This window comes from Dietzia sp. B19, from assembly GCF_014145155.1.
GTDB lineage: Bacteria > Actinomycetota > Actinomycetes > Mycobacteriales > Mycobacteriaceae > Dietzia > Dietzia natronolimnaea.
On record NZ_JAALED010000528.1, the window covers coordinates 1 to 12,113 of the forward strand.

The following is a 12,113-nucleotide window of genomic DNA, read 5'->3' on the forward strand; positions in this document are numbered from 1 at the left end:
TCGGGACCGCCGCCGCGGCCCTCGGGCCGGTGTGGGAGGACGGGGCCGTCGTGCTGGCGTGGGCGTGCGCCCCGGCGCTGTGGTGGCTCGAGACCGTCGCGGACGTCGCCGTGTCCCTGCCGGGGTCGCCCGACGTGGCGCCCGGGTGATCCCGCGCCTGTGGTGACGGACCTGCGTGGCACGATGTCGGGTGAGTACGACGACGAGGAGCGCCCATGACACCCGGTTCTTCACCCGGCCCGCTGCATCTCGTCCTGGGCGAGGACGAGTTCCTCACCGAGCGCGCCACCGCCGGTGTCGTGGCGGCCGTGCGGGCAGCGGCTCCCGCGGGGGAGGATCCGCCCGTGGTCTCCCGCCTGGGGGGACCGGAGGTCGGTGCACCGCAGCTGTTCGAACTGCTCTCACCGTCGCTGTTCGGCGAGGCCCGGATCGTGGTGATCACCGGTGCCGCGGAACTGGGCAAGGACGCCCAGGCGGCGGTGATGGGGTCCGCCGTCGACCTGCCGGACCAGACGGTCATGGTGGTCCAGCACACGGGCGGGGGTCGGGCCAAGGCGCTCGTACCGGACCTGCGTAAGGCCGGTGCGCAGGAGCACGCGGCCGGCAAGCTCTCCCGCCACATGGACGTGGTGGGATTCGTGCGCTCGGAGTTCCGGGGTCTCGACGTCCGGGTGGCCCCCGAGGCGTGTGAGGCCCTGGTGGAGGCGGTGGGCACGGACCTTCGGCAGCTGGCGTCGGCGTGTGGCCAGCTGGTGGCCGACACCGGGGGGAAGGTCGACGTCGAAGCGGTGCGCCGCTATCACTCCGGGGTCGTGGGGGTCAGCGGGTTCACCGTGGCCGAGCGCGCGGTCACCGGGGATGTGGCCGGCGCGATCGAAGCCCTCGAATGGGCCATGCACACGGGGGTCCCGCACGTCGTGTTGGCGGACGCTCTCGCGGACGCCGTGAACTCGATCGCCATGGTGGGCACCCAACGGGGCACCCCGCCGGCCGAACTGGCGCGGCAGGGCCTGCCTCCGTGGAAGGTCAAGAAGGTCACCGCGCAGACCCGGTACTGGTCCATCGACACCCTCGGCAGCGCCCTCCAGGTGGTGGCCCGCCTCAACGGCGAGGTCAAGGGGCAGGCGGAGGACACCTCGTACGCGCTCGAGCGGGCGGTGCGGGAGGTGGGGTCACTGGCCGGCGTCGCCTAGAACGCGACGAGGGCCCACCACGCGCACTCGATCGGTGCGGGGGTGGGCCCTCGGAGCCTCATCGCGGCGGCTAACGACGCGGGGCTGTGCTCCCCGACTGGGGGAGCGGGTCGCCTCAGAGCGCGTTGACGGCCTTGGCGAGCGACGACTTCTTGTTGGCGGCCTGGTTCTGGTGGATGACACCCTTGGTGGCGGCCTTGTCGAGCTGACGCGAGGTCGCGACGAGGAGGGCGCCGGCCTTGGCCTTGTCGCCGGCCTCGGTGGCCTCACGCAGGCTGCGGATGGCGGAACGCAGAGACGACTTGATCGACTGGTTGCGGAGACGGTTGCGCTCGTTGGTGAGGTTCCGCTTCTTCTGGGACTTGATGTTTGCCACTGGTCACACCTTCGGTCGTGTGTCGACGGCTCCGCGGGGGATCCGGTCGATCTGATGTCATGTCTCTAGTCCGCTCGAATACGCGTAGCGCGATCCGGTGGACACCGACGACCCACTTTACCAGCGGCGGCGTCCCCGGCCAAAACGCGTGACGAGTGGGCGAGCACCCGGTCGGGCCCATGTCGGGCTGCCCGCCACCACCGCCCGTCAGCGCCAGCCGTAGTCCGAGCGCAACCGGTCCGCGACCCGGTCGAACGTGGCGCGGGAGCAGACGGCCCCCTCGCGCCGGATGCCCTGTTCGGGCACGTCCAGCACGCGGTCCAGGCGGACCCAGCTCGGGCGGCCCTCCGGGTCCCACGGCCCGGTGCCGAGCCTGAGCCACCCCTCGTCGTCGTCCCGCCTGTCCTGCGACGAGAGCATGAGGCCGAGCAGTCGATCGCCGTCGCGGCCCACCACCAGGACCGGACGGTCCTTCCCGCGTCCGTCGGCCTCCTCGAACTCCACCCACGTCCACACGATCTCTCCCGGATCGGCCCGGCCGTCGAGGTCGGGTGCGTAGGAGACGGTCCGCGCGCGGCTCGACGTGGGCACGGTCCCGGACGTGGTGGGCCGTCCCGCCCCCACGGCCCCACGCGGCGCGGCGGAGGAGATCCCTCGATCCTCGAGACGCCGACGCACCTCGAGGGCCACCGTCGGTCCGTATCGTCGGCTCATCCGAGCCGCGGTGCGACCCATCCGGGCCCAGTCGATCGCCATGTCCGCCAGGGTAACGGCATCTAGGATCCCGGTTCATGGACATCCTCTTCGCGGTCGTGTGGTCGGACGACCCGGAACGTGCCGGGCCCGACGCCTCCCGGTTGCGGTCGGACATCGCCCGGGTGGTGGACGGCCCGCTCGCCGACCTCGGGGTGACCGAGTACGTGGTGAACGTCCGCGACGAGGCGGTGGCCGGCGCGATGATCGACGTGCAGGTGACCCCGAGGCCCGTGCTCGCGGCGGTCCGCGCGCGGGTGCCGGTGGCCTCGGGCACCGCGAGCACCAACGTCCTCGACGCCCTTCGCGGGCTCGGCCCGGTCTCCGCGTGGTCGGTGACCGCGTCGGAGCCGCTCGGCGTACCGGATCCGGGGGAGGACGGGAGGTGTCCCGGGATGGCCAACCTGGCCTTCCTGCGCCGGCCCGGGCGGCTGGACCGCGACGAATGGCTGCGCGTCTGGCTCGAGGAGCACACGCCGGTGGCGATCGAGACGCAGTCCACCACCGCCTACACCCAGCACGTGGTGGTCCGCGCACTGACCGGGGACGCGCCGGAGATCGCGGGGATCGTCGAGGAGGTGTTCCCGATCGAGGCGGCCGGGGACCTCGGGGTGTTCTTCGACTCCCGGGGCAGCGATGAGAGGATGAGCCACAACATCAAGGCCATGACCGCCTCGACGGCCCGGTTCCTCGACGACGGCACGGTCGACGCGATCCCCACGGGACGGTACGTGATGCGTATCCGGAGCCCGCACGTGTGACAATGGGGGCATCGCCCGGTCGGACCGCACCCCGCCACGCCCGGGCCCGCCTCCAGGAGTGATCGAGATTCCCAACTTCGCAGAGACGACGTTCACCGATCCGGCCAGGATCAGGAACTTCTGCATCATCGCGCACATCGACCACGGCAAGTCGACACTGGCCGACCGCATGCTGCAGATCACCGGTGTGGTCGAGGAGCGGCTCATGCGGGCCCAGTACCTCGACCGCATGGACATCGAGCGCGAACGCGGCATCACCATCAAGGCGCAGAACGTCCGCCTGCCGTGGGTGCCGCGCTCCGGTGCCCACGAGGGTGAGGAGATCGTGCTGCACATGATCGACACCCCGGGCCACGTGGACTTCACCTACGAGGTCTCCCGTGCCCTCGAGGCGTGCGAGGGGGCGATCCTGCTGGTGGACGCCGCGCAGGGCATCGAGGCCCAGACGCTGGCCAACCTGTACCTGGCCATGGAGAACGACCTCGAGATCATCCCGGTGCTCAACAAGATCGACCTCCCCGCGGCGGACCCGGACCGCTTCGCCGAGGAGATCTCCCACATCGTGGGGTGCGAGCCGGAGGACGTCCTGCGGGTGTCCGGCAAGACGGGCGTGGGCGTCGAGGAACTGCTGGACAAGGTGTGTGACGTGATCCCCGCGCCGGTGGGCGACCCGGACGCCCCGGCCCGCGCGATGATCTTCGACTCGGTCTACGACACCTACCGCGGCGTGGTCACCTACGTCCGGGTGTTCGACGGGACGCTGAATCCGCGCGAGAAGGTCAGGATGATGTCGACGGGGTCGACGCACGAGGCGCTCGAGGTCGGGATCATCTCGCCGGAACCCAAGGTGACCAAGGGGTTGGGCCCGGGCGAGGTCGGGTACCTGATCACCGGGGTCAAGGACGTCCGCCAGTCCAAGGTCGGTGACACGATCACCAGCGCCCGCGGCGGGGCGGAGGAGCCTCTGGCGGGGTACAAGGAGCCCAACCCCATGGTGTTCTCCGGGCTGTACCCGATCGACGGGTCCGACTACCCGGTCCTGCGCGACGCCCTGGACAAGCTGCAACTCAACGACGCGTCGCTCGACTACGAGCCGGAGACCTCCGTCGCGCTCGGTTTCGGCTTCCGCTGCGGTTTCCTGGGTCTGCTGCACATGGAGATCACCCGGGACCGGTTGGAGCGGGAGTTCAACCTCGCCCTGATCTCCACCGCGCCGAACGTGGTGTACCGAGTGGTCGCCGAGGACGGAACCGAGCACCAGGTCACCAACCCGTCGTACTGGCCCGAGGGCAAGCACCGCGAGATCTTCGAGCCGATCGTCAAGTGCACGATCATCGTGCCCAGCGAGTTCGTGGGCACCGTCATGGAACTGTGCCAGTCCAAGCGCGGCGAGATGAAGGGCATGGACTACCTGTCCGAGACCCGCGTGGAGCTGCGCTACGTCATGCCGATGGGCGAGATCATCTTCGACTTCTTCGACTCGCTCAAGTCCCGCACCAAGGGATACGCGTCGATGGACTACGAGGAGGCCGGCGAGCAGGCGTCCGATCTGGTCAAGGTCGACATCCTGCTGCAGGGGGAGGCCGTGGACGCGTTCTCCGCGATCGTGCACCGGGACTACGCGCAGGCCTACGGCAACAAGATGACGGGCAAGCTCAAGGAGCTCATCCCGCGTCAGCAGTACGAGGTGCCCATCCAGGCGGCGATCGGCGCGAAGATCATCTCCCGCGAGAACATCCGCGCCATCCGCAAGGACGTGCTCTCCAAGTGCTACGGCGGCGATATCAGCCGTAAGCGCAAGCTTCTCGAGAAGCAGAAGGAGGGCAAGAAGCGCATGAAGTCGATCGGTCGCGTGGACGTCCCCCAGGAGGCCTTCGTGGCCGCGCTGTCCGCGGACTCGAGCGCGGACAAGAAGTGAGCGCGGACGAGTAGTAGCGGCCGTCGGGTCCGCCCGGGCTCACGCCCAGGTCCTCGCTCTGTGTCGCCGTACGGCGGACCGGTTGGTGCAGCGGGTCGAGCAGTACCGCTTGCGTCCGTTGCGGGTGGTGTCGGCGAAGACGTCCGCGCAGTCGTCGGCCGCACACCGTGCCAGACGGTCGATGCCGCGTGAGGTCAGGTGGAGTGCGGTGCCCACGGAGAACATGGCGGTGAGCAGACGGGCGAACGAGACGTCGTCCGCGCGGTAGTGCACGTGCCAGTGGCCGTCGTGGTCGGTGAGGCGCGGCGGCGCCGAGTGGTCGGCGAGCAGGGCGTTGAGGGCGTCGGCCCGCCCGCGGGGGTCGGTGGTGTCGACGACGACGAGCCAGTCGTCGAGAAACGTCAGCACCTCCTCGAGGTCCTCGTCACACGCCCCCCGGTCGATGGTCACCCCCGATTCGCGGCAGCGGTCCACCAGTTCGCGGGTGGTGCGGGGGCGGCGGTTCGCCAGGTCGGCGGCGAGGGTCACCGGATCGGCCCCGTAAGGGTTGATATACACAAACCGATTACAGCACAGTGATCGGTATGCCTCAGTCATTCGCGGGTCTGGCCGCGTCCCCGGCGGTGGGGGTCTCCGTGTGGGTCCTGGCCGCGCTCGTGCTGGCCGCGTTCGTCGCCGGCTGGGTCGACTCGGTGGTCGGCGGGGGAGGACTCATCCAGCTCCCGGCGCTGGTGCTCGGACTGCCCGCGGATGCCTCGACCCCGGAGATCCTCGGGACCAACAAACTCTCCTCGGTCGCCGGGACGCTGGTCGCCTCCCTGACCTACCTGCGCCGGATCCGGGTGCCGATCGGGATGGTGCTCCCGCTGGTGGTCGCGGCGTTCGCCGGGTCGACCGCCGGCTCGTCGGTCGCCAGGTTCATCCCGAGGGACCTGCTCACGCCGGTTGTCCTGGTGGCCGTCATCGTGGTGGGCGCCTACACGTGGTTCCGGCCCACCATGGGTCGCACCCACGAGAACCGGTACACCGGGTGGGCGCGCATCTGGCGATCGGCGCTGATCGGTCTGCTGATCGGGTTCTACGACGGGGTCCTGGGTCCGGGGACCGGGTCGTTCTTCGTGATCGCGATCGTCGCGTTCCTGGGCTTCGGCTTCCTGCAGGGGACCGTGGCGGCCAAGCTCGCCAACCTCACCACCAACATCGCCTCGATCCTGGTGTTCGGCATCCACGGCGAGGTGCTGTGGCTCATCGGTGGCTGTATGGCGGTGGCCAACCTCACCGGGGGGTTCATCGGCGCGCGGATGGCGATGCGACACGGCAACGAGTTCATCCGGGTGGTGTTCCTCGTGGTCATCGGCATCCTGGCGGTCAAGTTGGCGTGGGACACGGTGGCCCAGTGGACGTGAGGCGTCCCGCGGAGCCGACGTAGACTCGCCCCCATGACCCTCCCGAGCCCCGAACCCGGCCGCCACCCGCTGCTCGACGAGTCACCGTTGCCGTACGGGTTGCCCGACTTCGCGGCGATCGACGAGGCGGAACTGGAGCCGGCCATCCGGACGGCGATCGACGATCACGCGGCCGAGGTCGCGGCGATCGTGGCCAACCCGGAACCGCCGTCCGTCGCCAACACGGTCATCGCCCTCGAGCGGTCGGGCCGGGCGCTCCACCGGGTCCTGTCGGTGTTCTACGGGCTCCTCGGTCCGGATGCGACCCCCGCCCGGCTCGACGTGGACCGGGTGGTCTCGCCGCTCCTGGCCGCCCACGGCTCGGCCGTCATGACCGATCAGGGCCTCCACGCGCGGGTCGACGCCGTCCACTCGGCGTTGGAGTCGGGGGAGGTGGAGGTCGACGACGAGACCGCGCGGCTGATCCGTCGGCATCACCGTGACCTCCTCCGGGCGGGTGCGGGACTCGACGAGGCGGGCCGCGAGCGGCTGACGGCGATCGACACCAGGTTGGCCGAACTGACCACGGCGTTCGGGGAGAACCTGCTCGCCTCCACCGCCGAGCTCGCCGTCCCCGTGACCGACGAGGCGGAGCTGGCCGGTCTGCCCGCGTCCATGCGCTCGTCGCTCGCCGCCGCGGCCGCGGAGGCGGGACGCGAGGGTTGGCTCATCCCGCTGGGACTGCCCACGGTGCAGCCGATCTCCGCGTGGCTGGACCATCAGGGTCTGCGGCGGCGGGTCATGGAGGCCTCGCTGCGACGGGGTTCGACCCCGGAGCACGACAACTCCCCGATCGTCCTGGAGATCGTCCGGCTCCGCGCCGAGCGCGCGCACCTGTTGGGGCTGGGCTCCCACGCCGAGCACGTACTCGCCGTGGAGACGGCCGGGTCGCCCGAGGCGGCACGAGGTCTGCTGCTCGACGTGGTCGACGCCGCCGTCACCAATGCCCGCAACGAGGCCAAGGACCTGCTCGGCGGGGAGGACCGCGAGTTGAACCCGGCCGACTGGGCCTGGGAGTCCGAGCGGCTGCGCGCCGACCGCTTCCAGGTGGACGACGCACGCGTCCGGCCGTACTTCGAGCTCGAGCGCGTGCTGCGCGACGCGGTCATGCACTCGGCCTCCGAGCTCTACGGTCTGCGCTTCGCCGAGCGGACGGACCTGCGCGGATTCCTCCCGGACGTCCGGGTGATCGAGGTCTTCGACGACCAGCGGGACCAGCCCGACGCCGGGATCGGTCTGCTGCTCCTCGACTACTACGCACGTCCGACCAAGCGGGGCGGGGCCTGGATGAGTTCGTTCCGCGACCAGTCCCGGCTCCTGGATTCGCGTCCCGTCGTCGTCAACGTCATGAACCTGTCCCGCCCCGCGGCGGGTGAGCCGACGCTGCTCACCATGGACGAGGTCACGACGATGTTCCACGAGTTCGGGCACGCCCTCCACGGCCTGCTCTCGGACGTGGAGTACCCGGTGTTCTCCGGGACCTCGGTGCCCCGCGACTTCGTCGAGTTCCCCTCACAGGTCAACGAGATGTGGGCGCGCCGGCCGGAGATGCTCGCGCGATACGCCCGGCACGTGGAGACGGGGGAGCCGATCGCCGAGGATCTGGTCGCGCGGATGCGGGAGGCCGAACGCTTCGGTGAGGGGCAGGCCACCGTCGAGTACCTCGCCGCCGCCCTCCTGGACCTGGCCTGGCACTCGCTGACCCTCGAGGAGGCCGAGGCGGTGACGGATGTCGACGAGTTCGAGGCCAGGGTGCTGGCCGAGGCGGGACTGGACGTCCCCGGCGTCGAGCCCAGGTACCGGTCGCGGTACTTCCAGCACATCTTCGCCGGCGGGTACTCGGCGGCCTACTACTCCTACTTCTGGGCCGAGGTGCTCGACGCGGACGCCGCCGAGTGGTTCGCCGAACGTGGGGGACTGAAGCGGTCCTCGGGGGACGCGATGCGCCGTGAGGTCCTGTCCCGCGGCGGGGCGATCGACTTCCTCGACGCCTACCGGGCGATGCGCGGTGCGGACCCGAGTCCCTCGGCGCTGCTGCGTCGCCGGGGCCTGGACAGTTCGGTGGTGGGCGGCCGCGAGGTCGCCACCGCCGGCCGGTCGTAGGATCGATCCGTGACGGCATTCCTCGAGTTCTGGGACAGGGTCGAGCTCTGGCTCGCCACCCTGCCGTTCCCCCTGCAGGTGTTCATCATGCTCGCCGCCGGAGTCCCGCTGTTCTTCCTGGTCGCGGTGGTCATCGAGCGGGTGGCCGATGTGCTCGTGCACCGGTTCCGGGGGCTCGTCGCCGCCGGGGACCCCGAGACCGGGAAGGAGGTCCTGTAGATGCCCCGGTCGCGTGTGACTCTCGCCCTGATCCTGCTGATCGCGCTCGTCGTGATCGCGTGGCTCATCCTCGACGTCTGGTGAGGACGGGCCGTCCGCGGAACCGACTCTGCGGGACGGACTCCGGACGTACACTCCCTCCATGCAGCGCCTGAGTGGACTTGACGCCAGCTTCCTCTACTTCGAGACCAGGGCCCAGCTCCTGCACGTGTGCGGGTTGATCGTCCTCGACGGGTCCGAGATGAACGGCGGCTACTCGTTCGACGCGCTGCGGGCGGAACTCGCCCGCCGGGTCACCGGGATGCCGGGTTTCCGGCGCAAGTTGCACGACTCACTGCTGAACATCGACCACCCGGTATGGGTCGAGGCCGAGGACTTCAACATCGACCACCACCTCCACCGGGTCGGCCTGCCGGAACCGGGTGGTGACGAGGTCCTTGCCGAGTTGTGCGGTCACCTGGCCAGCCAGCCGATAGACCGATCGATGCCGCTGTGGCAGATGTACGTCATCGAGGGGCTGCCCGACGGACGGTTCGCGGTCTTCGCCAAGATGCACCACTCGACCGTCGACGGCGTCACGGGCGCCAACATGATGTCGCAGCTGTGCTCGCTCACCCCGGAGGATCCGTCCCTCGACCAGGAACTGGTGCAGGAGACCGCCGGAGGCTCGGGAGCCCTCGAACTGGCCGTCGGCGGGGCGTTGTCCCGGCTGGCCACCCCGTGGCGTCTGGCCTCGCTGTTGCCGGGGACACTGGGTGTCCTTCCCTCGTGGATCAACAGGGCCCGCAAGGGTCTCGCCATGCCGGCACCGTTCACCGCCCCGCGCACCCCGTTCAACCGCACCATCACCGGGCACCGGTCCATCTCCTACGCCAGTGTGGACCTGGACCAGGTCAAGCGGATCAAGAACGCCTTCGGCACCACCGTCAACGACGTCGTGCTGGCCCTCTGCTCGACCGCCCTGCGCAACTACCTCGACGACCTGGACGAGTTGCCGTCGAAGCCCCTCATCGCGATGGTCCCGATGTCGGTGCACGCCGCGGAGTCACGCCCCGGCACCAACCGGGTGTCGGGAATGTTCATGTCGCTCGCCACGGACATCGACGACCCGGTCGAGCGTCTGGAGTCGATCCGGGACGCCAACACCGTCGCCAAGGACCACACCGACGCACTCGACGCCAATCTCCTGACCGACTGGGCGCAGTTCGCGGCGCCGTCCGTCTTCGGTTCCGCGGTCCGGATGTACTCGCGCCTGAGGCTCTCCGAGCGCCACCCGGTGGTGCACAACCTCATCATCTCCAACGTGCCCGGTCCGAACATCCCGCTGTACTTCCTCGGGGCCAGGGTCACGAAGATGCTGCCGGTGGGGCCGGTGTTCCACGGCGCCGGCCTCAACTGCACGGTGATGTCGCTCGACGGAGAGCTGCACTTCGGGTTCATCGCGTGCAAGGACCTCGTTCCCGACCCCTGGCCCATGGCCCGCGCGGTGAGCGAGGCCATGGAGGAACTCGTCGAGGCCGCCGAGAAGCGCGAGGCGAGCGGGACCCCCACGGCGGAGCGGATGTCCGCCGCCGAGTTGGCGCAGTTGCGGAAGGACCTGAAGAAGGCGGGCCGTCAGTCGTCCGCGAGCAAGGACGGGGCCGCCACGAACGCCTCCGACCGACAGCGCCCGGCGAAGAAGGCCCCGGCGAAGAAGTCGACCGCGAAGACGTCGACCGCGGAGAAGACGACCGCGAGGAAGGCCCCGGCGAAAAAGGCTCCAGCGAAGAAGGCTCCCGCGAAGAAGACCTCGGCCACCACCAAGACGACAGCCGCCAGGAAGTCGACCGCCCACAGGAAGACGTCCACCGCGACCAAGCCGACCGCCGAGAAGACCACGGGCCGGACCGCCCCCGCCTCGACATCGGCTAATGAGAAGTCGGCCTCCAGGACCGCCGCCGCGAGGAAGACCTCGGCCCGGAAGACGTCCGACAAGCCCACGGGTTCCAAGCCCGTCACCCCCGTCGAGCGCACGGCGAACCCGTCATCCGGCACTGTGGGCTCCGTGCCCAGACCAGACACCTCTTCCGCGTCCGAACCGGAGCCCGATACCGCCACGGGGCCCGACGCCGCCGCACCGACCTACGGCGCCCCGGCCGCCACCGTTCCGGACGAGGGCCCCGCGACCTCCGAGTCGGGGGGCGGTGAGACCGGGGGCGACCGCGTGACCGGTCAGGCGTGACGACCGGGGCCCACGATCCGGCTGGTCTCGCCCTCTCCCCGCCGCCGCGCGACCCGCGGGCGCCGTTCGGGATCTACCTCCACGTCCCGTTCTGCGCGTCCCGCTGTGGCTACTGCGACTTCAACACGTACACGGCCGGGGAACTAGGGTCCGCCACCTCGCCCGCCGACTGGGAACGGGCGGCCGCACTGGAGATCGAGCGGGCGGCGTCGGTGCTGGCCGGGTCGGGCACCCCGCCGAAGGTCGACACCGTCTTCGTCGGCGGCGGAACCCCGTCGCTGGTGGGTGCGGACGTTCTGGTGGGGATGCTCGATCGGATCCGGTCGACGTTCGGGCTCGCGCCCGGAGCCGAGGTGACCACCGAGAGCAATCCCGAATCCACCTCCCCGGAGTTCTTCGGACGACTGCGCGAGGGCGGATACACGCGGATCTCGCTGGGGATGCAGTCCACCGCGGCGCACGTCCTGCGCGTCCTGGACCGCGCCCACACCCCCGGTCGCCCGCAGGAGGCGGTCGCCGAGGCCGCCCGAGCCGGGTTCGACCACGTCAACCTGGACGTGATCTACGGGACGCCGGGGGAGACCGACGACGACCTCGCCCGCACCCTCGACGCCGTGGTCGACGCAGGGGTGGACCACGTGTCCGCCTACTCGCTCATCGTCGAGGACGGCACCGCCCTGGCCCGGAGAATCCGTCGGGGAGAACTGCCCGGGACCGTCGACGACGTGCTGGCCGACCGCTACGAACAGGTGGCGGAGCGACTGTCGCGCTCGGGGTTCCACTGGTACGAGGTCTCCAACTTCGCGACCGACGAGTCGGGTTACTGCCGTCACAACATGGGGTACTGGCGCGGCGGTGACTGGTGGGGGATCGGACCCGGGGCGCACTCCCACGTCGCCGGAGCCCGGTGGTGGAACCTGCGCCATCCTGCGCGCTACGCCGCGGCGTGCGACGCCGGGGACCTCCCGGTCGAGGGCGGGGAGCGACTGCACGACGACGACCGCCACCTCGAGCGGATCATGACCGGCCTCCGGCTGGCCGAGGGGCTCCCCGACGGGGCGTTCACGGCGCAGGAGAGGGAACGTGCGGACCTCCAGGTGTCGGCGGGTCTGCTACGGCGGCGG

The 12,113-nt window shown here is 70.3% G+C and carries 10 protein-coding genes and 1 pseudogene; 8 read left to right on the forward strand and 3 right to left on the reverse strand.

What is annotated here, in order from left to right; genetic code table 11:
• Positions 1 to 215 precede the first annotated feature (215 nt).
• Positions 216 to 1,193, forward strand: a complete 978-nt coding sequence (gene holA, locus G6020_RS14370) for a DNA polymerase III subunit delta (protein WP_182611081.1) — start codon at positions 216 to 218, stop codon at positions 1,191 to 1,193.
• 115 nt (positions 1,194 to 1,308) lie between these two features.
• Here holA and rpsT read toward each other — a convergent pair whose 3' ends face one another.
• Positions 1,309 to 1,569 (reverse strand): 30S ribosomal protein S20, encoded by a 261-nt coding sequence (gene rpsT / locus G6020_RS14375; RefSeq protein WP_179524952.1) that lies wholly within the window; start codon positions 1,567 to 1,569, stop codon positions 1,309 to 1,311.
• 207 nt (positions 1,570 to 1,776) lie between these two features.
• Positions 1,777 to 2,325 (reverse strand): type II toxin-antitoxin system PemK/MazF family toxin, encoded by a 549-nt coding sequence (locus G6020_RS14380; protein ID WP_182611082.1) that lies wholly within the window; start codon positions 2,323 to 2,325, stop codon positions 1,777 to 1,779.
• Positions 2,326 to 2,360: 35 nt separating this feature from the next.
• Here G6020_RS14380 and G6020_RS14385 point away from each other — a divergent pair, with 35 nt between their 5' ends.
• Both G6020_RS14385 and lepA read left to right on the forward strand, forming a co-directional pair.
• Entirely contained in the window at positions 2,361 to 3,083 is a 723-nt protein-coding gene (locus G6020_RS14385) for an EthD domain-containing protein (RefSeq protein ID WP_182611083.1), read from the forward strand.
• A gap of 58 nt (positions 3,084 to 3,141) precedes the next feature.
• Positions 3,142 to 5,001 (forward strand): translation elongation factor 4, encoded by a 1,860-nt coding sequence (lepA, locus tag G6020_RS14390; protein WP_179524955.1) that lies wholly within the window; start codon positions 3,142 to 3,144, stop codon positions 4,999 to 5,001.
• Between the two features lie 39 nt (positions 5,002 to 5,040).
• Here lepA and G6020_RS14395 read toward each other — a convergent pair whose 3' ends face one another.
• Positions 5,041 to 5,559: a CGNR zinc finger domain-containing protein gene (locus G6020_RS14395; RefSeq protein WP_179524956.1), complete on the reverse strand. Its 519-nt coding sequence runs from the start codon at positions 5,557 to 5,559 to the stop codon at positions 5,041 to 5,043.
• Between the two features lie 26 nt (positions 5,560 to 5,585).
• Here G6020_RS14395 and G6020_RS14400 point away from each other — a divergent pair, with 26 nt between their 5' ends.
• The 5 genes and pseudogenes from G6020_RS14400 to hemW all read left to right on the forward strand — a co-directional run.
• Positions 5,586 to 6,407: a TSUP family transporter gene (locus G6020_RS14400; RefSeq protein ID WP_182611084.1), complete on the forward strand. Its 822-nt coding sequence runs from the start codon at positions 5,586 to 5,588 to the stop codon at positions 6,405 to 6,407.
• Between the two features lie 33 nt (positions 6,408 to 6,440).
• Complete coding sequence (locus tag G6020_RS14405) at positions 6,441 to 8,549, forward strand: M3 family metallopeptidase (protein ID WP_182611085.1); 2,109 nt, start codon at positions 6,441 to 6,443, stop codon at positions 8,547 to 8,549.
• A gap of 9 nt (positions 8,550 to 8,558) precedes the next feature.
• Positions 8,559 to 8,768: a hypothetical protein gene (locus G6020_RS14410; RefSeq protein WP_182611086.1), complete on the forward strand. Its 210-nt coding sequence runs from the start codon at positions 8,559 to 8,561 to the stop codon at positions 8,766 to 8,768.
• Between the two features lie 142 nt (positions 8,769 to 8,910).
• Positions 8,911 to 10,290 (forward strand): annotated as a pseudogene (locus tag G6020_RS14415) (wax ester/triacylglycerol synthase family O-acyltransferase); the annotation flags it as partial.
• Between the two features lie 695 nt (positions 10,291 to 10,985).
• On the forward strand, positions 10,986 to 12,113 hold a 1,128-nt coding region (gene hemW / locus G6020_RS14420; protein WP_347238388.1), incomplete at its 3' end, for a radical SAM family heme chaperone HemW.

What these genes read in the sequence shown, in the direction of transcription:
- holA (WP_182611081.1), top strand. Translation starts at nt 216, where the DNA reads ATGACACCCGGTTCTTCACCCGGCCCGCTGCATCTCGTCCTGGGCGAG.
- G6020_RS14380 (WP_182611082.1), bottom strand. Translation starts at nt 2,325, where the DNA reads ATGGCGATCGACTGGGCCCGGATGGGTCGCACCGCGGCTCGGATGAGC.
- G6020_RS14385 (WP_182611083.1), top strand. Translation starts at nt 2,361, where the DNA reads ATGGACATCCTCTTCGCGGTCGTGTGGTCGGACGACCCGGAACGTGCC.
- G6020_RS14400 (WP_182611084.1), top strand. Translation starts at nt 5,586, where the DNA reads ATGCCTCAGTCATTCGCGGGTCTGGCCGCGTCCCCGGCGGTGGGGGTC.
- G6020_RS14405 (WP_182611085.1), top strand. Translation starts at nt 6,441, where the DNA reads ATGACCCTCCCGAGCCCCGAACCCGGCCGCCACCCGCTGCTCGACGAG.